Annotated in this window: 20 protein-coding genes and 1 pseudogene; 14 read left to right on the top strand and 7 right to left on the bottom strand. The window is 70.8% G+C overall.

Features of this window, described 5'->3' with window-relative positions; translation table 11 throughout:
• Positions 1-904: 904 nt before the first annotated feature.
• Positions 905-2,587, bottom strand: coding sequence for a beta-N-acetylhexosaminidase (locus tag GUI43_RS16885; protein WP_428842217.1), 1,683 nt, complete (start codon positions 2,585-2,587; stop codon positions 905-907).
• Between the two features lie 356 nt (positions 2,588-2,943).
• On the opposite strand from GUI43_RS16885, the gene ppdK reads away from it, so the two are divergent.
• Positions 2,944-5,652: a pyruvate, phosphate dikinase gene (gene ppdK, locus GUI43_RS16880; RefSeq protein WP_112590415.1), complete on the top strand. Its 2,709-nt coding sequence runs from the start codon at positions 2,944-2,946 to the stop codon at positions 5,650-5,652.
• Positions 5,653-5,694: 42 nt separating this feature from the next.
• Here the strand turns inward: ppdK and GUI43_RS16875 are convergent, their stop codons facing one another.
• Positions 5,695-6,195, bottom strand: a complete 501-nt coding sequence (locus GUI43_RS16875; RefSeq protein ID WP_112590338.1) for a roadblock/LC7 domain-containing protein — start codon at positions 6,193-6,195, stop codon at positions 5,695-5,697.
• A 253-nt stretch (positions 6,196-6,448) separates the two neighbouring features.
• On the opposite strand from GUI43_RS16875, the gene GUI43_RS16870 reads away from it, so the two are divergent.
• From GUI43_RS16870 to GUI43_RS16860, 3 genes are all read left to right on the top strand, one after another.
• Positions 6,449-6,802, top strand: a complete 354-nt coding sequence (locus tag GUI43_RS16870; RefSeq protein WP_112590341.1) for a VOC family protein — start codon at positions 6,449-6,451, stop codon at positions 6,800-6,802.
• A 101-nt stretch (positions 6,803-6,903) separates the two neighbouring features.
• Positions 6,904-8,175, top strand: coding sequence for a deoxyguanosinetriphosphate triphosphohydrolase (locus tag GUI43_RS16865; RefSeq protein WP_112699225.1), 1,272 nt, complete (start codon positions 6,904-6,906; stop codon positions 8,173-8,175).
• Between the two features lie 15 nt (positions 8,176-8,190).
• The gene (locus GUI43_RS16860) at positions 8,191-9,039 is read left to right on the top strand and encodes a siderophore-interacting protein (RefSeq protein ID WP_112699224.1); all 849 of its coding nucleotides are present in this window, start codon (positions 8,191-8,193) and stop codon (positions 9,037-9,039) included.
• Positions 9,040-9,046: 7 nt separating this feature from the next.
• Here the strand turns inward: GUI43_RS16860 and GUI43_RS16855 are convergent, their stop codons facing one another.
• Positions 9,047-10,198: a low temperature requirement protein A gene (locus tag GUI43_RS16855; RefSeq protein ID WP_170158745.1), complete on the bottom strand. Its 1,152-nt coding sequence runs from the start codon at positions 10,196-10,198 to the stop codon at positions 9,047-9,049.
• A 166-nt stretch (positions 10,199-10,364) separates the two neighbouring features.
• On the opposite strand from GUI43_RS16855, the pseudogene dnaG reads away from it, so the two are divergent.
• Both dnaG and GUI43_RS16845 read left to right on the top strand, forming a co-directional pair.
• A pseudogene (dnaG, locus tag GUI43_RS16850) lies at positions 10,365-12,267 on the top strand (DNA primase).
• Complete coding sequence (locus GUI43_RS16845) at positions 12,268-12,804, top strand: hypothetical protein (protein ID WP_112590355.1); 537 nt, start codon at positions 12,268-12,270, stop codon at positions 12,802-12,804.
• 9 nt (positions 12,805-12,813) lie between these two features.
• Here the strand turns inward: GUI43_RS16845 and GUI43_RS16840 are convergent, their stop codons facing one another.
• Positions 12,814-13,833, bottom strand: coding sequence for a TAXI family TRAP transporter solute-binding subunit (locus GUI43_RS16840; RefSeq protein ID WP_112606206.1), 1,020 nt, complete (start codon positions 13,831-13,833; stop codon positions 12,814-12,816).
• Positions 13,830-15,857: a TRAP transporter permease gene (locus GUI43_RS16835; RefSeq protein WP_428842216.1), complete on the bottom strand. Its 2,028-nt coding sequence runs from the start codon at positions 15,855-15,857 to the stop codon at positions 13,830-13,832. The genes GUI43_RS16840 and GUI43_RS16835 overlap by 4 nt, the downstream gene beginning before the upstream one ends.
• Before the next feature lie 423 nt (positions 15,858-16,280).
• On the opposite strand from GUI43_RS16835, the gene GUI43_RS16830 reads away from it, so the two are divergent.
• Both GUI43_RS16830 and GUI43_RS16825 read left to right on the top strand, forming a co-directional pair.
• Positions 16,281-17,213: an ABC transporter ATP-binding protein gene (locus tag GUI43_RS16830; protein ID WP_091408968.1), complete on the top strand. Its 933-nt coding sequence runs from the start codon at positions 16,281-16,283 to the stop codon at positions 17,211-17,213.
• Positions 17,214-17,527: 314 nt separating this feature from the next.
• Entirely contained in the window at positions 17,528-18,067 is a 540-nt protein-coding gene (locus tag GUI43_RS16825) for a hypothetical protein (RefSeq protein WP_112699221.1), read from the top strand.
• A gap of 161 nt (positions 18,068-18,228) precedes the next feature.
• On the opposite strand, the gene GUI43_RS16820 is transcribed toward GUI43_RS16825, so the two are convergent.
• Positions 18,229-18,465 carry a flavin reductase gene (locus GUI43_RS16820; protein WP_112590369.1) on the bottom strand — a complete coding sequence of 79 codons (237 nt, stop codon included), beginning with the start codon at positions 18,463-18,465 and terminating at the stop codon, positions 18,229-18,231.
• A gap of 251 nt (positions 18,466-18,716) precedes the next feature.
• Between GUI43_RS16820 and GUI43_RS16815 the strand changes: the two genes are divergently transcribed.
• Both GUI43_RS16815 and GUI43_RS16810 read left to right on the top strand, forming a co-directional pair.
• Positions 18,717-19,520 (top strand): helix-turn-helix domain-containing protein, encoded by an 804-nt coding sequence (locus GUI43_RS16815; protein ID WP_249037771.1) that lies wholly within the window; start codon positions 18,717-18,719, stop codon positions 19,518-19,520.
• Positions 19,511-19,702 (top strand): DUF397 domain-containing protein, encoded by a 192-nt coding sequence (locus tag GUI43_RS16810; RefSeq protein WP_112590374.1) that lies wholly within the window; start codon positions 19,511-19,513, stop codon positions 19,700-19,702. The genes GUI43_RS16815 and GUI43_RS16810 overlap by 10 nt, the downstream gene beginning before the upstream one ends.
• A gap of 7 nt (positions 19,703-19,709) precedes the next feature.
• On the opposite strand, the gene GUI43_RS16805 is transcribed toward GUI43_RS16810, so the two are convergent.
• On the bottom strand, positions 19,710-19,976 hold the full coding sequence (locus GUI43_RS16805) for a hypothetical protein (protein WP_112699220.1): 267 nt from the start codon (positions 19,974-19,976) through the stop codon (positions 19,710-19,712).
• Positions 19,977-20,270: 294 nt separating this feature from the next.
• Here GUI43_RS16805 and GUI43_RS16800 point away from each other — a divergent pair, with 294 nt between their 5' ends.
• The 4 genes from GUI43_RS16800 (at position 20,271) to GUI43_RS16785 (ending at position 24,460) form a co-directional block, all read left to right on the top strand.
• Entirely contained in the window at positions 20,271-21,059 is a 789-nt protein-coding gene (locus GUI43_RS16800) for an ABC transporter permease (protein WP_112699219.1), read from the top strand.
• A gap of 68 nt (positions 21,060-21,127) precedes the next feature.
• Positions 21,128-21,937 carry an ABC transporter permease gene (locus GUI43_RS16795; RefSeq protein WP_112699218.1) on the top strand — a complete coding sequence of 270 codons (810 nt, stop codon included), beginning with the start codon at positions 21,128-21,130 and terminating at the stop codon, positions 21,935-21,937.
• 64 nt (positions 21,938-22,001) lie between these two features.
• Positions 22,002-23,021, top strand: a complete 1,020-nt coding sequence (locus tag GUI43_RS16790) for a YihY/virulence factor BrkB family protein (RefSeq protein WP_112606232.1) — start codon at positions 22,002-22,004, stop codon at positions 23,019-23,021.
• Between the two features lie 260 nt (positions 23,022-23,281).
• The gene (locus GUI43_RS16785) at positions 23,282-24,460 is read left to right on the top strand and encodes an ROK family protein (protein ID WP_112699217.1); all 1,179 of its coding nucleotides are present in this window, start codon (positions 23,282-23,284) and stop codon (positions 24,458-24,460) included.
• Positions 24,461-24,496: the final 36 nt, after the last annotated feature.

Below are 24,496 nucleotides of genomic sequence, written 5' to 3'. Positions count from 1 at the left end.
GTGGTGGGCTTGCTGGTGGTGGGTGCGGCGAAGGCGGTGGTGACGGGGCCGGCGATGGCGCCGCCGGTGAAGGCGAGCCCGGCGGCGGTCAGGGCGGTCTTACGGATCAGATCGGTACGCATGATGGCGTGCTCCTCTGGCGTCGGGGGACCCACACGGCACTTCAACAGGGGGACCAGTGCGTGCGGGGGAAGTTCGAGGGAGTTCTGCCCGGTGACCCGCAACGAGGGGGTCGGCGTCGGGACAGGGTGTAACCGTTCGCGGTGGCCGGTCATTCCGCCTACCCGCGGGGGTCGGCCGTTGTGGTGCTCGGCCGTTCGGGGGTGTAACCGGGGCGGCCCGGCGGGTGTTCCCGGCGGCTGCCCTGCCCGGCCGTTGTGGTGCTCGGCCGTTCGGGGGGTGTAACCGGGGCGGCCCGGCGGGTGTTCCCGGCGGCTGCCCTGCCCGGCCGTTGTGGTGCTCGGCCATGCGGGGGATGTAAACCGGGGCGGCCCGGGCCGGTGTTCCCGTCGGGGCCGGCGCACCATGACCCGGTCTGTTGCGGTGGTCTGCCAGGTATAACGACCCGGCCCGGCCGCCGATTCCGCCGCCGGGGTGGCCCCGACCACCCGACAGCCGACACCAAACCCGGCAAACCCGCCCACTCCGCCCGTCCAGCGATACGGACACGGCGGCCGAGGCGGGTGATCGACTCGGGTTCCTGAAAGTCGCGGTGTCCGGGCGCTGGCGATGCCCCGACTTCATGAAAGCCGAGTGGATCATGCTGGTCCGCGCCGTTCGCGCGCCTCGGACCGGTCCGAGGCGCGCGAACGGCGACGCGAATCGGCCGGTCTCGGGTAGAGCGCCGTGTGGACCGGTCCTGCCCGGAGCTGAGCGCCCTTGCGGGGCCAGGCTGAGCCGGGGATCAGGAGCTGGCGGTGTCGTTTTGGGGCATGTTGCGCTGTGTCGGGATGGTCGGTGCGGTGGGCCAGGGGATCTCGGGCGCGCGGTGGAAGGTGATCCCGGCCGTCGTCCAGCGCGGGCCCTGGCCGGCCAGGCGGTCGCGGAAATCGGCCCAGTCGTGGGTGGCCCGGGTGGACCAGCCCAACTCGGCGATGGCCGGGAGGCGGGGCAGGAGCAGGAGTTCGATGTCGGCCAGCGAGGTGACCGATTCGGTCCAGAGCGGGGCCTCCACACCGAGAACCGCCTCGGCGGGTACGCCGGCGACGTGCGTACCCGGGTCCCAGTCGTACGCCTTTCGCACGTCGATGAGGCCGGCCCAGTCGTGCCCGATCGGGGTGTCCGGGGCGTACTTCATGTCCAGGTAGGCGTGGTTGCCGGGGGAGACGATCAGTCGGGCGCCCCGGCGTACGGCGTCGACGGTGGTGGGGTCTTCGCCGTTCGTGCCCCACCACTGCAGGACCCGTCCGTCGAGGTGGGCGGCGGGTGCGAGCTGGTGCCAGCCGACGACGGTCTTGCCGAGGTCGGCCACGATGCGCTGGACCCGCTCGACGAAACCGGTGTAGACCTCGCCCTTCACCTTGAACGCCTCGTCGCCGCCGATGTGCAGCCAGGGGCCGGGGGTGAGCGCGGCAACCTCGCCCAGCACGTCGGCGACGAAGTCGTACGTCCGCTCGTCGGCCGGGTCGACGTAGCTGAAGCCGACCTCGGTGCCGGTGTACGGCGGCGGTGCGGTCTTGTCCGGTGCCAGCTCCGGGTACGCGACCAGCGCCGAGTTGGTGTGCCCCGGGAGGTCGATCTCCGGGACGACGGTGATGTGGCGGGCGGCCGCGTAGGAGACGATCCGCTGGTAGTCAGCCTTCGTGTAGTGCCCGCCGGGGCCGCCGCCGACCTCGGTCGTCCCGCCGACGGTGGTCAGCTTCGGCCAGGAGTCGACGGCGATCCGCCAGCCCTGGTCGTCGGTGAGGTGCAGGTGCAGGTGGTTGAGCTTGTAGCGGGCCAGGTGGTCGACCACCCGCAGCACGTCCTCGACGGCGAAGAAGTGCCGCGCGACGTCGAGCATCGCGCCCCGGTAGGGGAACCGGGGTGCGTCGGTGATGGTCCCGCCGGGCAGCGCCCAACGTTCGGTGACCGGGCTGGGGCTCTCGATCGCCGCCGGCAACAGTTGGCGCAGCGTCTGTGCGCCGTAGAAGAGGCCGGCGGCGGTGGCGGCGGTGACGCGTACCCCGTCGGTGGCGATGTCGAGGCGGTAGCCCTCCGCGCCGAGGTCGGCGCTGTAGCCCTCCGCGCCGAGGTCGGCGCTGTAGCCCTCCGCGCCGAGGTCGGCGCTGTCGTCGAGCACCAGCGCGATGCCACCGGCGGGCTCCGGCGTGGTGGCGTCGGTGACCGGCAGCGGGTAGCCGGTGGCCGGACGCAGGAGCTGGGCGAGCTGCTCGGCGACCGCCAGCGCGGCGGGGTTGGCGCTGGTCACGATGACCGCGTCGGCCGGGAGGACCCAGTCGGCGGTCGGGTCCGGCTGGACGTGCTGTGGGGCGGGCACGACCTCGGCCAGCCGGTGCGGGGCCGCCGGGGCGAGCAATGTGCCAGCGGTCTGCTCGGCCGCGCGGGCCAGCGTGGCCGCGTCCGGTTCCCCCGCCGAGAGCGGCACGGGGACGGCGGTGGGGCCGGGGGAGGGGGTGGTCGACACGGCGGCGACTCCGGGGGGTGTATTCGCGTCGGTTATGGCAAAAGTGAGGTTCACCGGCTGGCGTGGCGTCAAGCGTACGACGCTCGGCCGGGATGCGTGATGGTGCGCATGGAAGCGTTCCCAAAAACCGGTACGAACACGGATAGTCGTGATGGCTGTGCCAATTGTCACCGAACGGTCCCAGGTCACTCGATGTTCGCTTAACCTTCGCCCACCGATCGACGTTGACCCCGGGATTACCGGCGGTCCGTCCCGGGGAAGAAGAAAACTGAACCTTCGTTAAGTGTCAATCCGGCGCGTGTGTTGTGGAGGCTCTGGTGGCAGCGCAAGAGACCGTCGATCACAAGTACGTCTACGACTTCTCCGAAGGCAACAAGGAGCTCAAGGAGCTGCTCGGCGGCAAGGGGGCAAACCTCGCCGAGATGACCAACCTGGGTCTGCCCGTCCCGCCCGGCTTCACCATCACCACCGAGGCGTGCCAGGCGTACCTCGCGACGGGACGGGAGCCGGACGGGCTGGCCGGTCAGATCGAGGCACACCTGGAATCGCTGGAGCGCGCGATGGGCAAGCGCCTCGGTGACCCGCAGGACCCACTGCTGGTCTCCGTCCGCTCCGGTGCCAAGTTCTCCATGCCCGGCATGATGGAGACCGTCCTCAACGTCGGTCTCAACGACCAGAGCGTGGTCGGGCTCTCCGCGCAGGCGGGGGGCAACGACAGGTTCGCCTGGGACTCCTACCGGCGACTCATCCAGATGTTCGGCAAGACCGTCTGCGAGGTGCCGGGCGAGGAGTTCGAGCACGCGCTCGACGAGGCCAAGCACGCCAAGGGCACCCACAACGACCTGGATCTGGACGCCGACGACCTGCGGGGGCTGGTCGACGCGTACAAGAAGATCTTCCTGAAGCACACGGGTCGGGAGTTCCCGCAGCAGCCACGCGAACAGCTCGACCTGGCCATCCGGGCGGTCTTCGAGTCGTGGAACGCCGAGCGCGCGGTGCTCTACCGCCGCCAGGAGCGCATCCCGGCCGACCTGGGCACCGCGGTCAACGTGGTGACAATGGTCTTCGGCAACCTCGGGCCCGACTCCGGCACCGGGGTCGCTTTCACCCGCGACCCGGCCAGCGGCGCGCAGGGCATCTACGGCGACTACCTGGCCAACGCCCAGGGTGAGGACGTGGTCGCCGGCATCCGCAACACAGTGCCGTTGCAGGAGTTGGAGCAGCTCGACAAGGCCTCCTACGACGAGCTGCTCGGCATCATGGCCCGGCTGGAGGAGCACTACAAGGACCTCTGCGACATCGAGTTCACCATCGAGCGCGGCAAGCTGTGGATGTTGCAGACCCGGGTCGGCAAGCGCACCGCCGCCGCCGCGTTCGTCATCGCCGGGCAACTCGTCGACGAGGGCCTGATCGACCTGGACGAGGCGCTGCACCGGGTCAACGGCGCGCAACTGGCCCAGCTGATGTTCCCGCGCTTCCAGCTCGACCACGAGTTCCAGCCGGTCGCCAAGGGCATCGGCGCCTCGCCCGGCGCGGCGTCCGGCACAGTGGTCTTCACCTCCGCCCGGGCCGTCGAGCTGGCCGCCGAGGGTGAGTCGGTGATCCTGGTGCGCCGGGAGACCAACCCGGACGACCTGAACGGCATGATCGCCGCGAAGGGCATCCTCACCTCGCGCGGCGGCAAGACCAGCCACGCCGCGGTGGTGGCCCGGGGCATGGGCAAGACCTGCGTCTCCGGTGCCGACGAGATCGAGGTGAACGTGCCGGCCAAGCGGTTCACAGTCGCCGGGCAGACCGTCAACGAGGGCGACGTCGTCTCCATCGACGGCACCACCGGCAAGGTCTATCTCGGCGAGGTGCCGGTCATGCCCTCCGAGGTCGTGCAGTACTTCGAGGGCAGCCTTGACCCCGAGCACATCGACAACGCGCTGGTCCGGGCCGTACACCGGATCATGACGCACGCCGACGGGAAGCGGCGGCTGGCGGTCCGCACGAACGCCGACACCGGCGCGGATGCTGCCCGGGCTCGGCGCTTCGGCGCCGAGGGCATCGGGTTGTGCCGCACCGAGCACATGTTCCTCGGTGACCGGCGGGAGCTGGTCGAGCGGTTGATCCTGGCCCGGGCCCCGGGCGAGCGGGAGGCGGCGCTGGCGGCGCTGCTGCCGTTGCAGCGGGCCGACTTCGAGGAGATCTTCCGCGAGATGGACGGCCTGCCGGTCACCGTCCGGCTCATCGACCCGCCGTTGCACGAGTTCCTGCCGCCGCTGGAGCAGCTCGCCGTCAACGTGGCGGTTGCCCAGGAACGCGGCGAGGACGTGGCCAAGGAGGAGGCGCTGCTCGCCGCCGTCCGGCGGATGCACGAGGAGAACCCGATGCTCGGGCTGCGGGGCGTACGCCTCGGCCTGGTCATCCCCGGCCTGTTCGCGATGCAGGTCCGGGCCATCGCCGAGGCGGCCGTCAGCTGTGCCCGCGGCGGCGGGGTGGCGAAACCGGAGATCATGGTGCCGCTGGTCGGGGCCGTGCAGGAGTTGGAGACGGTCCGCGCCGAGGCCGAGAAGATCATTGCCGAGGTGGTCGGGGACAGCGGCGTCGAGGTGCTGATCGGCACCATGATCGAGGTGCCCCGGGCGGCGCTGACCGCCGGGCAGATCGCCGAGGCGGCCGAGTTCTTCTCCTTCGGCACCAACGACCTGACCCAGATGGGCTGGGGCTTCTCCCGCGACGACGTCGAGGGAGCGTTCTTCTGGCGCTACCTGGAGTTGGGCATCTTCGGCATCTCGCCGTTCGAGTCGATCGACCGCGACGGCGTCGGTCGGCTGGTGCGGATCGCCGCCGAGGAGGGTCGGGCCGCCCGGCCCGGACTGAAGCTCGGCATCTGCGGTGAGCACGGTGGCGACCCGGACTCGGTGCACTTCTTCCACGAGGTCGGCCTGGACTACGTGTCCTGCTCGCCGTTCCGGGTGCCGGTGGCCCGGTTGGAGGCCGGTCGGGCGGTCGTGGAGAGCGGCGGGTCGGACAGCCGCTGACGCACGTCGGCGGCGGCCTGGTCACCCGGCCGCCGCCGGCGCTCAGATCGGCGGGCGACGCCAGGTGGGTCGGGACGAGCGGCGCAACTGCGCCGGCAGGGTCGCCATCGGGGTACGCGTGGCCAGCGGGGCGTGCGCGTCCGGTACGGACGTCGCGCCGATGCCTCCGCCGCGAACGTCCAGGAACGACCCCGCCCGGCGGGCGACCGCCCGCGCCTCCTCGTGCAGCGCCTCCAGGTCCCCCGCCGCGGACGCGGTGACGAGGGTCAGCAGGGCGCTGCGCCCGGCCGGGTAGGTGACCACGCAGCCGGCGGTGGTGCACACGACCGACTCCCGGAACTCGCCCTGCCGGACGGTGTCGGCCACCCGGTGCCCGAGCCCGAAACTCGCGGCGGCGAGCGCGGCGAGATGGGTGGCGTCGGTGCTGGGTAGGTCGCTGGAGATGAGCAGGCCGTCGGTGCCCGCGAGCACCGTGCCGGCGATGTCGGGTCGTCGCTGGCGCAGCCCGCGTAGCTCCGTTCCCATCACCGTGTCTGCGTCCACGAGCGTTACCCCTCACCGGTCGGCTCTGCGTGTCAGTCGGCTGGTTACGTTCCGCGCTGGGAACGCTACCGGTGGCGACTTCCGGCCGCGAGCCCGTAACCCTCGGCGATCGGTCGGCAACTGCGGGCCAATCGGTGGTTGTGTGCCCTTCGTCGATGCGTCGTGAGCGGGTCGAGCAGTGGTGGCGGGCGTAATCTTGGCTCGCTCGCACACGGCCGATTGGGCGCCGCGTCGAACGGGAAGAGGTGACTGCATGACCAGTGTCTGGGAGAGCCTGACTGTCGACGCCCGCGATCCGGCCCGACTGGCCCGTTGGTGGGCCGAGGCGCTCGGCTATCAGGTCGTCACCGAGACTCCGAGTGGCGTGGAGATCCGCCAGTCCCCGGACCAGTTGCCCGCCCTGTTCTTCGGCCCGGTGGCCGAGGGCAAGGAGCGCAAGAACCGGCTGCACCTCGACCTGCGCCCCGCCAACCAGGAGGCTGAGGTCGAGCGCCTGGTCGACATGGGCGCCCGGCACGTCGACATCGGTCAGGGCGACGTCGAGTGGACCGTGCTGTCCGACCCCGAGGGCAACGAGTTCTGCGTGCTGCGTGAGCGCGAGGAGTGAGCCGGTCTTGCGAGCCCCGCAGTCGTGAACAACAGAAGCCTTGTGAGCGCGAGGAGTGAGCCGGTCTTGCGAGCCCCGCAGTCGCGAACAACAGAAGCCTTGTGAGCGCGAGGACTGAGCCGGGGGCGGCGGAGGCGCGTTTGGTCGAGGAGCCGCCCAAGGGCACCGGGCATCGCCGGTCGCCGTACGAGCGCGACCGGGCCCGGGTGCTGCACTCGGCGGCGTTCCGCCGGCTGGCCACCAAGACCCAGGTGCACACCGCCGGCACTGACGACTTCCTGCGTACGCGGCTGACGCACTCGTTGGAGGTGGCCCAGATCGCCCGGGAGATGGGTGCGCGGCTGGGCTGCGACCCGGACGTGGTGGACGTCGCGGGGCTCGCGCACGATCTCGGGCACCCGCCGTTCGGGCACAACGGCGAGGCTGCGCTGGACCTGCTCGCCACGCCGTGCGGCGGCTTCGAGGGCAACGCGCAGACCCTGCGGGTGTTGACCCGCCTGGAGGCGAAGGTGCTCGCCCCGGACGGCTCGTCCGCCGGGCTGAACCTGACCCGGGCGTCGCTGGACGCGATCGGCAAGTACCCCTGGCCACGCCGGCCGGGGGAGCGCAAGTTCGGGGTGTACGCCGACGACGCGGCCGTCTTCGACTGGATCCGCGCCGGGGCGCCCGGCGACCGGCGCTGCCTGGAGGCCCAGGTGATGGACTGGGCCGACGACGTCGCCTACTCGGTGCACGACGTGGAGGACGGCATCCACGGTGGCTATGTCACGTTGCATCCGCTGCTCACCGATGCCGACGAGCGGGCCGCGCTCTGCGCCGACGTGGCCGCCGCCTACTCCGGGGAGTCGGCGGCGGACCTGGCCGAGGTGCTCGTCGATCTGCTGGCCGGTCCGCTGCTCGCCCCGTTCACCGGGTACGACGGCAGCCATCGCGCGCAGGTCGCGTTGAAGGCCACCACCAGCGGGGTGACGGGGCTGTTCGTGTCCGCGGCGGTGGCGGCGACGGAGGAGCGCTTCGGTCCGGGCCCGCACCGCCGCTACGCCGCCGACCTGGTGGTGCCCCGCCTGGTGCGGGCGCAGTGTGCGCTGCTCAAGGGCATCGCGTTGCGGTACGTGATGCGTCGCAGTGGCTTCCGGGGCCGCTACGAGCGGCAGCGGACGATGCTGGCGGAGTTGGTCGCCGCGCTGGTCCGGCGTGCCCCGGATGGGCTCGATCCGATCTTCGCCCCGCTGTGGGAGGCCGCCCCGGACGACCGGGCCAGACTGCGGGTGGTGATCGACCAGGTCGCCTCGCTCACCGACCCGGCGGCGGTGACCTGGCACACCCGCCTGGTCGGCAACGGGACACCCCCGATTGACCACGAGTCAACTTAGGCTAACCTAACTGGCATGACGGAACGCCCCAGGAACGTCACCTCGGCCCGGGTGCTGCGCACCGAGCGGCCCACCCCGCACCTGATCCGGCTCGTCCTCGGTGGGGACGAACTGGTCGGCCTGCCGGTGGGCGAGTTCACCGACCACTACATCAAGGTGGTGTTCCCGCAGTCGGGGGTCGCGTACCCGCAGCCGTTGGACCTCGCCGCGATCCGCCGGGACCTGCCCCGGGAGCAGTGGCCCCGGCTGCGCGCGTACACGGTGCGGCGCTGGGATCCGCTGTCCGGGGAGCTGACCGTCGACGTGGTGCACCACGGCGACGAGGGGTTGGCCGGCCCGTGGGCCGCCGCGCTGCGTCCCGGCGATCCGGTGCACTTCGTCGGCCCCGGCGGCGCGTACGCCCCGAACCCGGACGCGGACTGGCACCTGCTGGTCGGTGACGAGAGCGCCCTGCCGGCGATCGCCGCCGCCTTGGAGCGCCTCCCGCTGGGTGCCCCGGCCCACGTCTTCGTGGAGATCGCCGACCCGGCGGAGGAGCAGAAGCTGCTCAGCCCCGGCGCGGTCGAGCTGACCTGGCTGCATCGCGGCGAACGCCCGGTGGGCGAGGCGCTGGTCGCGGCGGTGCGGGCGTTGGAGTTCCCGGCCGGCCAGGTGCACGCGTTCGTGCACGGCGAGGCCGCCTTCGTCCGGGAGTTGCGCCGGCTGCTGCGCGGCGAGCGGGGCGTACCCCTCGACCGGCTCTCCATCTCCGGCTACTGGCGGCGCGGCATGGACGACGAGGGCTGGCGCTCCACCAAGGCCGACTGGAACCAGCAGGTGGCGGCCGAGGAGACAACCGTTCCGGAGCCGGCCGCGGCGGCCTGAGCGCCGCTCACCCCTCAGGGGTGTTCATCTCCCTGCCGGCCCGGGCGAGGCGCCGGCTGAGCAGTACGGCGTACCCGACGACGGCCAGGGAGAGCAGCGACAGCATCAGCCTCGGCTGGTGCACGGTCGCGGTGATCAGGCTGACCGAGACCACCCCGTAGGCGGCGATCGCCAACCGGGCGGCGCTCGGTCGGGTCCAGAGCCAGTACAGGGCGAGCCCGCAGGCCGTCCACACCACCATCGAGGCGCCCAGCAGCAGCCGCAGCTCCAGCGGCAGGCGGTTCGCGTTGTCGTCGACAAGCCGGACCACCTGCCCGAGCGCCCAGCCGAGCAGCAGCAGCGCACCGCCGAGCGGTATGTGCAGGTAGCTGTACGCCTGCCCGCCGCGTAGCCGGCTCTGGGTCAACCGGGTGGTGACGAAGGTGGTGTAGACCCACCAGACCGCCGCCGGGATCAGGAAGGCCATCGCGGCGGTGAGGATCATGTGTGGCGGGGGGTGGTCCGGCACGGCGAAGAGCAGGCTGGCCAGCGCGCTACCCAGCACGATGATGGTGAACTGGCCGATCCGTTCCGGCAGGTGCCGGTTGTCCACCGGCCAACGGTTGAGCCAGCGCACCCCGACCCATGGCGTGGCCAGTTCGATGACCATCGCGACGATCCACAGGACCGGGCGCAGCTCGGTGGGCACGGTCAGCGACACCAGCCAGATCAACCAGCCCGACCCGAAGCCGATCAGATAGACAGTCGTCACCATCCGGGCGCTCGGGCTGGTCGGCCAGGCACGCAGGTACAGCAGGAGCAGCACACCTCGCACGATCAGGTACCCGACCGGCAGGAGCACGCTCTCCGGGACCTCGTCGACCCCGAGAGTCATCGCTCCCGCGCCGACCAACGCGACAAGCACCAGCAGTCGGTGCAACGCGTCGTCCGGATCGAACCGGGTGTCGTAGTACACCTGCCCCATCCAGGCCCACTGGATCACGACGAAGAGCCCGATCACGGCCAGCACGGCCTTCGGCGACGGGGACGGTTCGTTGCCCAGCCGGGCCACCACCGCCGCCAGCGCGTACACGAAGATGAGGTCGAGGAAGAGCTCCAGCCAGGTGGCGTGCCGGTGGCCGGCCTCGTCCGTCTGCGGGGTCTGCCCCGGTAGCCCCATCCGATCGGCAAGCCATCTCGGGAGGCGGGGGGCTTTGGTCCGTACCCGGCGCATCTGGTCATGGTCCCCGTGCGGACCCGGCTGCGGGCCGGAACCGCCCAGCCGGCAGCGGCCGCCGCCACACCGGCGTCCCCCGGCCGGCGTGTCGTCAGTCCGGCAGGGCAGGATGTACGGCGAGGGGGTGGCGCATGGCTGGGCGGATCCGGGACGAGGACATCGCACTGGTCCGGGAACGCACCTCGATCGGGGATGTGATCTCCGAGACAGTCACCCTGAAGTCCGCCGGCGGCGGCAACCTCAAGGGCCTGTGCCCGTTCCACGACGAGAAGAGCCCGTCGTTCAACGTGTCCCCGGCCCGCAACGTCTGGTACTGCTTCGGCTGCGGGGCCGGCGGGGACGCGATCAAGTTCCTGATGGACGCCGACCACCTCAGCTTCGTGGAGTCCGTCGAGCGGCTGGCCGGCCGCGCCGGCATCCAGTTGCGCTACACCGAGGACGACAAGAGCGCCCCCCGCCCTCGCCCGCAGCAGGGCCAGCGCCAGCGCCTGGTCGCCGCGCACGCCGCCGCCGTCGAGTTCTACCGGGCGCAGCTCAGCACCGCGGGTGCCCGGCCGGCGCGTGAGTTCCTGGCCCAGCGAGGGTTCGACCGGGCCGCCGCCGAGCGTTACGGCTGTGGTTTCGCGCCCGACGGTTGGGACCTGCTCACCAAGCACCTGCGCCAGCAGGGCTTCACTCACCAGGAGCTGGTCACGGCCGGGCTGTCCCGGGAGGCCCGCTCCGGCAGCCTGATCGACCGGTTCCGCCGCCGGCTGCTCTGGCCGATCCGCGACCTCGCCGGCGACGTGATCGGCTTCGGCGCGCGCAAGCTCTTCGACGACGACGACGGCCCGAAGTACCTGAACACCCCCGAGACGCCGATCTACAAGAAGTCGCACGTGCTCTACGGCATCGACCAGGCCAAGCGGGAGATCGCCAAGCAGGGGCGGGCGGTGATCGTCGAGGGTTACACCGACGTGATGGCCTGTCACCTGGCCGGGGTGACCACGGCGGTGGCGACCTGCGGCACCGCCTTCGCCGCGGACCACATCTCCGTCCTGCGTCGGCTCCTGTTCGACAGCGACGAAGTGGCCGGCGAGATCATCTTCACCTTCGACGGTGACGCCGCCGGGCAGAAGGCCGCGCTGCGCGCCTTCGAAGACGACCAGCGCTTCGTCGGGCGCACGTTCATCGCGGTCAGCCCCGACAACATGGACCCGTGCGACCTGCGGCTGGCCAAGGGCGACCTGGCGGTGCGTGACCTGGTCGCCCGCCGCGAGCCGCTGGTCGACTTCGCGCTGCGGCACGTGATCAGCCGCTTCGACCTGGACACCGTCGACGGCCGGGTCGAGGCGATGCGGCACGCCGCGCCGCTGGTCGCGCGCCTGAAGGACCGGGAGAAGCGTCCGGAGTACGTCCGCAAGCTCGCCATGGACCTCGGCATGGAGATCGAGCCGGTGCAGCGGGCGGTGCTCGCCGCCGGCAACACCGCGCCGTCCGGCACCCGCGAGGCCGCCCCCGCCGCCCGGCCGACCTCGGCCCGCCCGGAGCCGGCGGTGGACAGCCCGCAGTCGATGGTCGAGCGGGAGGCGCTCAAACTCGCCCTCCAGCAACCGGTCCTGGCCGGGCCGATGTTCGACGCGGTCGAGGCCACCGAATACCGCCACCCGGTGCACGTCGCGGTGCGTACGGCCATCGCGGCGGCCGGTGGTGCCGCGTCGGCGACCGGCGGCGCGGTCTGGATCGAGTCGGTCCGCGACGCCTGCGATGACCTGGCTGCCGCGGCGCTGGTCGGTGAGTTGGCCGTCGAACCACTGCGGATCGACGGCGAACCGGACCCGCGCTACGTGTCGATCACCATGGCGCGGGTGCAGTTCGGGTCGGTGACCGCCCGGGTCCGGGACCTCAAGTCCCGCATCCAGCGGATCAACCCGGTCAACAACAAGGACGAGTACTTCGCCGCCTTCGGTGAGCTGCTGTCCCTGGAGCAGCACGCCCGGGCGTTGCGCGAGCAGGCTGCGGGAGGCCTCTAGATGGGACTGTTCAGCCGCAAGCCGAAGCTGCCGCCGGCCGACCGGCCGCCGCTGACCGCCGACGAGCGGGTGCTGGCCTGGGCGGCCGTCGGCAACGGCGAGGGCGACGGGGTGGTGGTCGCCACCAACCTCGGGCTGTGGCTGCCCGGTCGAGGGCACCGACTCGGTTGGCACGTCATCCTCAAGGCGGTCTGGTCCGGCCGGGAGCTGACCGTCACCCCCGCCGAGACCGTCGTCGAACGCGACGGCTACACGGTGGTCGCCGACGGCCCGGCCGAGACGTACTTCCTCCTCGACCCGCGCGAGCTGCCGCACCAGGTGCGGGCGCGGGTGACCCGCTCGGTCGCGTACACCGAGCACCAGCCGGTGCCCGGCGGCTCGGCGCGGGTCGCGGCCCGCCGCGTGGCCGGGGCCGACGGTCTGACCTGGACGGTCCGACTCGACCCCGGCACCCCCGCGGACGACGAAGCCCTGCTCGCCGAGACCGACCGGCTGGTCGGCGTGGCCCGTGCCGCCACCGCGCCGGCCGATCTCTGACCGGAAGGGTCAGTTGGCGCCGAGGTCCTTCAATGCCTTCTCCGCGCCGCGGTGCAGCGGCACCGGCAGGGTCCTGCGGGCCTTTTCCAGCGAGATCCCTTTGGCCGCCGGGTTCGCCTGGGCCAGCGCGTCGCGCTTGTCGAACACCGTCCGGGTGATCGCGCAGGCCACGTTGGCGTCCAGGTCCTTACGGACCAACAACACGTTGGGTACGACGATCGTCGGGGTGTCGGCCGCCGTCTTGTACGCGTCCCGGCCGATCGTGCCTTCCTGGTAGCCGGGGCTCAACGCGGCCATCTTCGGCAGCAACGGCGAGATGTCGACGAACTTCACCGAGTCGCCGGCCGTGGTGAACAGGTCGGTGAGACCCCCGGTGGGCAGACCGCCGGACCAGAAGAAGCCGTCGACGCTGCCGTCCTTGACCCCCTCGACCGTCTTGGTCAGGTCCAGTCGCTGCGCCCGGATGTCCTTCGCCGGGTCGAGGCCGGCGGCCTCCAGCAAGCGGTTGGCGATCACCTCCGTACCGGACTTCGGTGAACCGGTGGAGATCCGCTTGCCGCGCATGTCGGCCACCGAGGTGATCCCGGAGTCGTTGCGGACCACCACCTGCGTGTAGTTGTCGTAGATGCGGGCCAGCGCCTCCACCGGCTGCGGCGCGGTGAAACTGCCCTTGCCCTCGACCGCGTTGACCGCCGTGTCGAACAGGGAGAACGCCACGTCGTACTGGCCACCGACCAGTTGCTCGATGTTCTGCACCGAGGCGCCGGTCTCGGCGGCGGTGCCGGTGAGCTTGCCGCCGGTCGACCCGGACAACTGCCCGGCCAGGGCGTTGCCGACCACGTAGTAGACGCCCGTCGCGTTGCCGGTGGCGATGCCGACGCGGGTTTCCTTGGTCACCTCGCAGGTGACCTCGCTGGCCGTGTCGTCAGTGGCCGCGCCGCCCTGCTGACCTCCACACCCCGCGGCACCGACCGTGACGAGGGCGAGCACGCTCAGGCCCGCCGCGAGCCGTACGTCGATTCGTCTCACAGTTGTTCCTCCACAGGATTGGCTGGTGATCCGGACGATGACCGGTCGGCAGAGCCGCGTCGGATGAACACGCCCGCCGCCGCGACGACGGCCAGTGCCGCGCCGACAGTGACCGGCACGGGTTCGAGCCAGAGCAGGGCGACGCCGGCGAGGGCGCCCAGCACCCGTTCCGGGGCGCCGGCAGGACCCACGCCGGGCAGCCAGCCACCGGCGGCGACGGCGAGCACCGCCACGCTGAGCGCGGTGACTCCGGCGGCGAAGGCGATCCGCTGGACGCCGCCGATGCCGAGCAGACCGAGCCCGGCCGGCGTGATGACGAACGCGATCGGGATGAGGTACGCCGGCAGCGCGTACCGCAGGGTCTGCCACATGGTCGGCACCAGTCGGCCGCCGGTGACCGCGGCGGCGGCCACCGCGGCGAGCGCTGTCGGTGGGGACACCTCGGACAGCACCGCGAAGTAGAAGACGAACATCGCCGCCGCCGGCGCGGTGACACCCAGGTCGAGCAGGGCCGGACCGACGATCACCCAACCGATCACGAACGACGCGGTGACCGGCACGGCCAGGCCCAGCAGGGTGAGCGCGACGGCGGCGAGCAGCGCGGTGAGCACCAGCACCAGCGTCGGGTCCGAGGTGGCCGCCTGCGCCCCGCCGATCAGCAGCGCCGCCGCCTGCGGCCCGAGGCCGGTCTTCGTGGTGGTCGCCGTGATGATGCCGGCGGCGGCGCAGACCGCGGTGACGGCGAGGACGCCGCGTACGCCGGTGACGAGCGCGGTCACCAGCCGGACCGGGGTGAGTCGGTGCGCGCGGTCCTCGTTCCTGGGGGCCAGGAACGACAACGCGACGGTGAGCACGATGGCGAAGACGACAGCCCTCGTCGCGGACACACCGATCGCGAGGAACACGATGATGGCGATGAGCGAGGCGAAGTGGTAGCCGAACCGGGCCAGCAGCCGCCAGGGCGAGTCGACGTCGATCACCACGGGGCGTACGCCGGACCGGCGAGCGTCGATCTCCACGGCGAGCAGGATGCCGAGGTAGTAGAGCACCGTCGGTACCGTTGCCCAGCCCAGCACCTGGAGGTACGAGACGCCCAGGTACTCGGCGATGATGAACGCCGCCGCACCCAGGGTGGGTGGGGAGAGGATGGCGCCCACCCCGGCCGCGGCCAGCATGCCGCCGGCCCGCTCCGGCGGGTAGCCGGCGCGGCGCAGCAGCGGCCAGGTGACCGCGCCGATGCTCACCGTCGTCGCCGCGCCGGAGCCGGAGACGGTGCCGAGCAGGAAACCCGAGGCCACCGCCGTCCGGCCGGCGGCGGTACGGGAACGTCGGAACGCCGCCGCCGACAACTCGACGAAGAACCGCCCGGCCCCGGAGAACTCCAGCGCCGCGCCGTAGATGGTGAACAGCACGATGTACGAGGCGGCCACGTCGAGTGGGGTGCCGTAGAAGCCGCTGTCGGAGTTGTAGAACGCGTCGACCAGTTGACTGAAGTCGAGCCCGGCGTGCGCAACAGGCCAGGACTGCGGCAACAGCCCGCCGTAGTAGCCGTAGCCGAGGAACAGCAGGCAGACCGCCGGCAGGATCCAACCGGTGGTACGTCGACACGCTTCGAGCAGCAGGAGCAGCAGGACGGTGCCCAGCACCAGATCCGTCGGCGCCAGCAGGCCCTGCCGGTCGAGGAACGCGTTGTAGCCGCCGCCACCGCTGCCGATCCGGATCGGCAGGACGGGATAGAGACAGGCCGCGACGGCCAGGGCGACCAGAACCCAGTCGGCCACTGTGGGCCCCGACGACGCGAGTGCCGGGGTGCGCCTGTCGCTGTCGCTCTCGGTGGCTTCGGCGCGGTTGGCGCGTCGTCGCCGGGCGCGTAGGCGGGCCGGCAGCCGCAGGTCGGCCGGGTAGGCGAGGAAGACCAGCGGGAGTACGCCGGCCAGGAAGATGATCAGGTAGTACTTGCTGCCCTGCGACAGAGGGCGGAACACCTGCCACAGGGCCAGAGCGCCGACCGCCAGCGCCGCCATGGTGAGGAGCAGACCAGCCGGCCCGGAGAGCACCCGTCCCGGCTTCTCGTCCTCGAACTGGGCGGCCAGGTCCCGAGTCGCCCGCTCGGCGACGCTGGGGTCGGGCTCGCTTGGGTCGGGCTCGCTTGGGTCGGGCTTGCCTGGGTCGGGCTCTGTCGGCTCAATTTCCGGTCGTGGTCGGGGTGGCCCGTTGCCGGGGCTCGCTGCGGACCCATCAACGGGAGAGTTGGCTGGTCGGGCAGGTGGCGGCGAGCCATCGGGCGAGCTGATGGGCGACACGAAGGGACGATACACGTCGATTGGCTGACGGGTGGGGCATCGATCGGTGTTTCGTCCCCGGTGGTACGGACACCGGGGTGACCGGCGGGTCGCCGGCGGATATTTGCGTGGAGGGCTGTCGGACCCGGCGGTTAGGGTCGGGCGGTGACTTCGGGGCGACCACTGATTCAGGCTCGCGGGCTGGTGAAGCGGTTCGGTGATTTCACCGCTGTGGACGGCATCGACGTCGAGGTTCGCCCGGGTGAGGCGTTCGGCTTCCTCGGGCCCAACGGCGCGGGCAAGTCGTCCACCATGCGGATGGTCGGCTGCATCTCCCCGCCCAGCGGGGGTGAGCTGCGCATCCTCGACATGGATCCGGTGGCGGACGGGCCGGCGATCCGGGCGCGTCTCGGAGTGTGCCCCCAGCTGGACAATCTCGACCCGGAGCTGACCGTCCGGGAAAACCTCACCGTCTACGCCCGCTACTTCGGCATCTCCCGCCGGGCGGCCCGGGAGCGCGCCGCCGAGCTGCTCGACTTCGTCCAGCTCACCGAGCGGGCCGACAGCAAGGTCGAGCCGCTGTCCGGTGGCATGAAGCGTCGGTTGACCATCGCCCGCGCGCTGGTGAACGATCCGGAGATCGTGCTGCTCGACGAGCCGACCACCGGGCTCGACCCGCAGGCCCGGCATCTGGTGTGGGAGCGGCTGTTCCGGCTCAAGCAGCAGGGCGTCACGTTGGTGCTCACCACGCACTACATGGACGAGGCCGAGCAGCTCTGTGACCGCCTGGTGGTGATGGACGGCGGCCGGATCGTCGCGGAGGGCTCACCTCGAGCGTTGATCGAGCAGCACTCGACCCGTGAGGTGGTCGAGCTGCGCTTCGCCGCCGAGTCGCAGGAGCCGTTCGCCGGCAAGCTCGACGGGCTGGGGGAGCGGGTCGAGGTGCTGCCCGACCGGGTCCTGCTCTATGTGCCCGACGGCGACGCGGCGGTCGCCGAAGTCACCGCGTTGGGGCTCCAGCCGGCGAACGTGCTGGTTCGACGCAGCGGCCTGGAGGACGTCTTCCTGCACCTGACCGGCCGAACCCTGGTCGACTGACGGGCGTTGGCCTGCTCGTCGACCTTGGCGTTGGCGGCCTGGGGCGCGAGCGGTCAAAGAGGCTCATTGACGGCCCAGCCCCGCGACATTTCCGGCGTATCACCCCGGACCTCCGCTTGATCGACTCGGCTTCCTGGAAGTCGGGGTGATACGGCGAAGCGGACAGCCCGGTTTCCTGAAACCCGAGTCGATCAACAGCGGCTCCAGGAGGCCGGGCCTCGGGCGGGGCCCCGACGACTGGGTCGAACGCGAGGGACAAGTCGACGGGAACGTCGTAGGGTGACCGGCGGTCTGTCGTAACCCGGGGGAGCTTCATGTCTGATCTGGTGACCGCAAACAAACGTCAGGCCGGGCTCACCGCCCTCTACCTGGGGATCTTCGCGATGGTCTGGTTCAGTGTGCCGGCGGCGAAGCAGCCGCTGCGTGCCCTGCTCGTGGTGGGCAGCATCGTCGCACTGCTCACCGCCGTGCTGGGCGGTGTGCTGTCCTCCCGACTGCGGGGTGCCGGCAGCCCCCGGGACCGGGCCGCCGACCGCCCCTACCTGCTCATCGTCGTGGCCGAGTTCGCCGCCGCCGGGCTGGGCGCCGCCGTGTTGGTCGCGGCCAACTGGTCCGAGTACGTTCCGGTGCTGGTCTGCCTGGTGGTCGGTCTGCACTTCTTCCCGCTCGCCCCGCTCCTGCGGGATCCGTTGCTTCGCCCACTCGGTGCCGCGCTGTGCCTGGTGGCGGCGGTGGGCCTCGTCATCGGTCTCGCCTCGGCGGTCTCCGCCGGTCTGGTGGTCGGCATCGGCGCGGGAGTGCTGCTGCTCGCCTACGCCGTGCAGGCGCTGATCCGCGCGTACCGACCGGCCTGACCGGCGCAGCCCGCCGAGGTTGGGGCCGCCGCCCGCCCGTAGACACCTCGGCCCGGCCACCGGGCACCCGGTCCGACCAATGACGGTCGACCGTCCGATCGTTGGCAGCTCAGCAGCAGCCGTTCCGGCGTGTCGAACTGCTGAGCTGCCAACGATCACGATCAACGCGCCCTGGCCCAGGTGATGAATCGGTCGGTCAGCCGGTCGTGACCGGCCTGGCCGGCGAGGTCCCCGGCCGCCTCGTACAGCAACGTGGCGAGGTAGATGAGCAGGCCGATCCGGTCCTCGCGGTACTCGCCGAGCAGCGCCAGGCGGGCCGGCGAGCAGGGCCACGCCGCGCCGCAGACCCTGCAGCGCCAGGACGGGCGTGCCGCTACGTGTGGGCGGTACCGCGGCATCAGTGCCCGCCGCCGTTATGGGCCGACCAGGTCAGTCGCACGAGGGAACCTCCATCGGGTGGGTGGGAGCGCCCCGGATCGGGGGTCACGGGGCGCTCCCGGCCTGGTTCCGCCCGCCGTCTGATCCCGTGAGCGGTTCCGCTGCGTGACAGTCTGGTGAGGACCCGACTACGGTGGGAGGTTCCGCACGCCGACGACCAGCGCGTACGGCAATCGGCCCGGCTCGGTACGGGAATGTACGGAGGGTGTCCGTGGAGAGTTCGTCCATGCTGGAGCACTTCGCCGAGGAGCTGCGACTGGCCCGGGCCGCCAACGGGATGTCACAGGCCGCGCTGGCGGAGGCGTTGAGCTATTCCGGGGCGTTGGTCGCCAAGGTGGAGACATCCGAGCGCCGGCCAAGTCTGGACTTCGCCCGCCGATGTGACGCCGTGTTCTCAGCCGACGGTCGGTTCGAACGCATCCAGCGGCGGATCAGCCGGGAGGCAGTGGTGCCGTGGTTCCGCGACTGGGCCGGCATCGAGCAGGAGACCACCGCGCTGCGCTCGTTCGAGCCGCTGTGCGTGCCCGGCCTCTTGCAGACCGAGGGGTACGCCCGCGCCCTACTGACCGGCGGCGGCTTGTTCGCGGCGGACGAGGTCGAGCAGCAGGTGGCAACCCGGCTGGACCGTCAGAGACTGCTCACCCGAGACCGGCCTCCGCTGCTCACTGCCGTGATCGACGAGCACGTGCTGCGCCGATCTGTCGGTGGGCCGGGGGTTATGCGCGAGCAAGTTCAGCACCTCGTGAAGCTCGGCACGGCGTTCCCGAGGGTCCGAATCCAGGTAGTGCCGACTCCCGCCGGTGCTTACGCTGGGCTCGGAGGGCCGTTCGTGATCGCAAGCCTGTCGCAGGGGGAGGACCTTGTCTATCTCGCCGGACAGCGCCACGGGCAGGTCATTGACCGCGTCGAGTACGTCCGTCAGATGGTCGAGGTGTGGGAGTCGATCCGGGGTGAGGCACTATCGCACGGGCAGTCCCTCGATCTGATGGCGGAAGTGGCGGAGACATGGATTTAACCGGTGCCCGGTGGCGCAAGAGCATTCGTAGCGGCCCGGATGGCGGCAACTGTGTGGAGGTTGCCGGCAATCTGCCTGGGCTGGTGGCCGTGCGCGACTCCAAAGACCCGACCGGGCCCGTGCTGCTCTTCCCGCCTGACGCGTGGCGCGCGTTCGTCGGGTCCGACGCCGTCCGCCGGTAGCTGGCGCTCAGTCTCCGGCTGCTTGATCGGCCGTCCCTACCCATCGAGTCATGTGCTGACCGACGACCTCTCGTACCCGGCGACGGAGGTCCGTGTCGCTCATATCGCCCATCCCCTCGGCTTCGAAGACCGCGTCGGTAAAGCTGTCCGCGTCGCTGGGAGGGGACTCGCGGAGCCGAAGGTTCTCTTCAGGGGGCAGGCAGAAGCCCAGCTTGATGCACAGCTCTTCGAGGATTCGTTGGACTTCAGAATTCCTGTCATCACGTTGGCCCACGAGGAACAGCGTGGCGGCTCCTGCCGCGGGTTGCCAATCCTGTCCACGTCTCTGGTCACCGCACCGGCGGCCACGCGGTCTAGATCCACTCGGCTTTCCGGAAATCGGGGCATCAAGGCGGCTCTGACACCGCGACTTCCTGAAAACCGAGTCGATCAAGCACGACCCCGCCCACGGGCGACGTGGGGAAACCCGGGCGACACGTCGGCGGGGTCGTCGTAGGGTGACCGGCGGTCTGTCGTACCCCGGGGGTAGACAGGTCGTGGTGGCCGGCGTGGCGGGCGGGGTGATCGGGTGAGTGTGGCGGGATCGACGCGGTTCCCATGGGTGCCGGCGTACGCGGTGTTCGAGCACTACCTGGTGGGTCTGCGGCGCACCTGGCGGGCCGGGGTGTTCTCCTCGTTCCTGCTCCCGGTGCTGACCGTCCTCGGGTTCGGGGTGGGCGTCGGCGCCTACATCGACCAGGGCGTCGGTGGGGTGCGTTACCTCGACTGGCTGGTCCCCGGGCTGATCGCCTCGACCGCGCTCCAGGTCACCGTCGGCGACTCGACGTGGCCGGTGTTCAGCAACTTCCAGTGGGTCAAGACCTACTTCGCGCAGGGCGCGTCGCCGCTGCGGGTCTGTGACATCGTGGCCGGGCACCTGGCCTTCGTGCTGTTCCGGGTGCTCACCACGATCGCGGCGTTCCTGCTGGTCACCGGGTTGTTCGGGGCGTTGCGGTCGCCGTGGGCGGTGGTCACCCTGCCGGTGGTGGCGTTGCTCGGGCTGGCCGTCGCCGCGCCGACCTTCGCGTACGCCGCGTCGGTGTCGAGCGACAACTGGCTCGCGATGCTGTTCCGGTTCGCGGTCATCCCGATGACGCTCTTCGCCGGGGTGTTCTTCCCTGTCGAGTCGCTGCCCGAGGCGCTGCGCTGGCTGGCGTACGCGACGCCGTTGTGGCACGCCGTGGACCTGTGCCGCGCGGCCACGCTCGGCGTCGCCCCACAGTGGTCGGCCGTCGGGCACCTGCTCTACCTGGCCGCCTGGGCGGTCGCCGGCTGGTTGCTGGCGGTGCGCGCGTTCCGTCGCAAGCTCGTCGTCTAGCCGAGCAGGCCCGGCAGCCGAGCAAGCAGGAGCAACTCGTCGTCTGAAGAGCAAGCAGAGAGGGTGTCGTGGTCACGCTGATCCTGCCCCGGCTGGTCGACGTCTCCGCCGCGTCCCGGCGGTCGGCGTCGGTGGTCGGGCGCAACGTCGCGGCGCTGAAGCCGGTCTACTGGCTGCTGCTGCTCTCCGGCTTCGTGGAGCCGCTGCTCTACCTGCTGTCCATCGGGGTGGGCGTCGGCGCGCTGGTCGGCGACCTGCCGTTGCCGGACGGGCGGCTGGTCTCGTACGCCGAGTTCGTGGCCCCGGCGATGCTGGCCTCCTCGGCGATGACCGGGGCGCTCTCGGAGACCACATTCAACTTCTTCGGCAAGATGAAGTACATGAAGCTGTACGACGGGATGATCGCCACCCCGGTACGGCCGTTCGAGATCGCCGTCGGCGAATTGGGTTGGGCGATGCTGCGGGGCAGCGCCTACTCGGCGGCGTTCCTCGGCGTGATGATCGCGCTGGAGTTGACAAGCGTCACCCGCGCGCTGACCGCTCTCCCGGCCGCGGTGCTGGTCGGGTTCGCGTTCGGGGCGCTCGGCATGGCGATTTCGACCTTCATGCGTAGCTGGCAGGATTTCGACCTGATGGGCTCCGCACAGTTCACGCTCTTCCTCTTCTCCGGCACCTTCGTGCCGGCGCAGGCCTACCCGACAGTGCTGCACTGGCTCGTCGAGATCACCCCGCTGTACCGGTCGGTGCACCTGATCCGGGGGGTCGCGTTGGGCAGCGGTGGTTGGCTCTGGCTGCTCGACGTGCTCTACCTGTTGGCGATGGTGGCGGTCGGCCTGCTGGTGGCTTCTCGCCGAATGGCGAGGTTGCTCTACAAGTAGGGGTTATGCGCGCCCGTCGACGGGGCATGTCCGGAGGTGACACCGCCGACCAGGAGGAGGGGCGATGGCCTCGGACGAGTCTTCCGCCCAGCGTGAGCGTGATCCCGCCACCACGCCGGTCGGGCCCGACGCGGGCCCGGACAGCCCCACCGACCTGCCCGGCAGCGGCTGGAAGGCGGCGTTGCGCCGGACGATCACCGAATTCCAGGACGACAGCCTGACCGACTGGGCCGCCGCGCTGACCTACTACGGGGTGCTGTCCATCTTCCCCGGCGTGCTGGTGCTGATCTCCCTGCTCGGCCTGCTCGGTGAGAGCGCCACCGAGGGCGTCAAGGACACCGTCAACCAGGCGGTGCCGAACGACAGCATCCAGAAGATCATCGAGGGCGCGATCAATACCGCCCAGCAGAACGGCGGCCTGGCCAGCATCGCGGCGATCATCGGTCTGTTGGCCGCGTTCTGGTCCGCGTCCGGCTACATCGGTGCGTTCATGCGTGCGTCCAACACCATCTACGACGTGCCGGAAGGCCGGCCGATCTGGAAGACGCTGCCGATCCGGGCCGGTGTGACAGCGGTGATCGGCGTGCTGCTGCTGGTCTGCGCGGTGATCGTCGTCTTCACCGGCCGCCTCGCCGAATCGGTCGGTGACGTGATCGGGCTCGGCTCGACGGCGGTCGCGGTGTGGGACATCGCGAAGTGGCCGGTGCTGCTGATCCTGGTCAGCCTGATGTTCGCGATCCTGTACTGGGCCTCACCGAACGCGCGGCACGGCGGCTTCCGCTGGGTCAGCCCGGGCGGGGTGCTGGCCGTGGTGATCTGGTTGGTGATCTCCGGCCTGTTCGCCTTCTACGTGAGCAACTTCAGTTCGTACGACAAGACGTACGGGACGCTGGCCGGGGTGATCATCTTCCTGGTGTGGCTCTGGCTGAGCAACATCGCGATCCTGCTGGGGGCGGAGTTCGACGCGGAGCTGGAGCGGGGCCGCGCCATCTCGGCCGGACACGCGGTGGACGACGAGCCGTACGTCGAGCTGCGCGACGACCGCAAGCTCCGCAAGAAGCGAAATTCTGCCGGCCGTCGCTGACGGCCCCGCGCCAATCGCCCCGCCACCGAGGATCGGCTGGCGGGGCGTTTGCGTGTCCGTCGATGGAACTGCTGGCGAGGGGACGCGGGCGGTCCGTGATCCTTTCCTTGATCGACTAGTAGCTTTTGTTCTTTCGGACAAAAGTTGGTCTCGGAACGGCTGAAGCTCTGGACAGGCGGCGTGGAACGCTCTTACTGTGTCGGACACAACACATCGACATTGCGTCGATGTGAACGCTGCCAAAGAAGAGGGGGCCCCGGGTGCGCACCGTCGACCCCCTGCACGTGCGCCTGTTGCGGCTGCTCCGCGACGAGGGCGCCGTGTCCCGGGCCGAGCTGGGCGACCGGCTCCAGATGCCGCGTCCGCGCATGCTGGCCGAGCTGGATCGGCTGGTGACGCTGGGTTATGTGGCCGAGGCCGGGCTCGCCGCTTCCCGAGGTGGGCGTCGCTCGACGCTTGTCGAGCTGAACCCGAAGCTGCGCTTCGCCGCCGTCGACCTCGGCGCCAGTTCGATGGACGTCGAGGTGGTCAACGGCCGCCTCGAACCGGTGGCCCACTACGCCGAGGCAGCCGACATCCGCAACGGCCCGAAGGTGACCCTGCAACGGGTCAACGAACTGCTGCACAAGGCCCGGGGCGACGGCGCGTACGAGCGACTGGACGCGGTCGGCATCGGCGTACCCGGCCCGGTCAGCTTCCGCGACGGCGTTCCGGTCTCACCACCGATCATGCCAGGCTGGGACCGGTTCCCGGTGCGTGAGCTGCTCAGCCGTGAGCACGGCTGCCCGGCGGTGGTCGACAACGACGTCAACATCATGGCGATCGGCGAGCGGCACGGTGGGGTCGCCCACTCGGTGGACGACTTCCTCTTCGTGAAGATCGGCACCGGCATCGGGTGCGGCATCTACCTCACCGGTGAGGTCTACCGGGGCACCGACGGATGTGCCGGCGACATAGGGCACATCCAGGTCGACTCGCACGGTCCGATGTGTTCCTGCGGCAACGTCGGCTGCCTGGAGGCGCTGTTCAGCGGCGCCGCGTTGGCCAAGGACGCCGCAGCCGCCGCCCGCAGTGGCACGTCGCCGGCGCTGGCCGAGCGGCTGGCGCTGCGGGGTGTCGTCACCGCGCTGGACGTCGCCGAGGGCGCCGTCGAGGGCGACGTGACCTGCATCCAGTTGATCCGCGACGGCGGGCGGCGGGTCGGTGGAGTGCTCGCCGGCCTGGTCAGCTTCACCAACCCGTCCATGATCGTGATCGGTGGCGGGCTGGCCCAGCTGGGCCACATCCTGCTCGCCGAGATCCGCAGTGTGGTCTACCGCCGGTCACTGCCGCTGGCCACCGGCAACCTTCCCGTCGTCCTGTCCGAGCTGGGCGGCCGTGCCGGCGTCGCCGGCGCGGCGGTGCTCGCGAGCGACGTCGCCTTCGGGGAAGCCGCATGAAGCTGTTCGAGATTCCGTCGTGAGCGAGGAGGAGAC

Origin of the sequence: Micromonospora noduli, from assembly GCF_003264365.1 — a bacterium.
Classification (GTDB): domain Bacteria; phylum Actinomycetota; class Actinomycetes; order Mycobacteriales; family Micromonosporaceae; genus Micromonospora; species Micromonospora noduli.
Note: the sequence above shows the minus strand (reverse complement) of the source record. Positions and strands in the feature narration are given on the sequence as shown.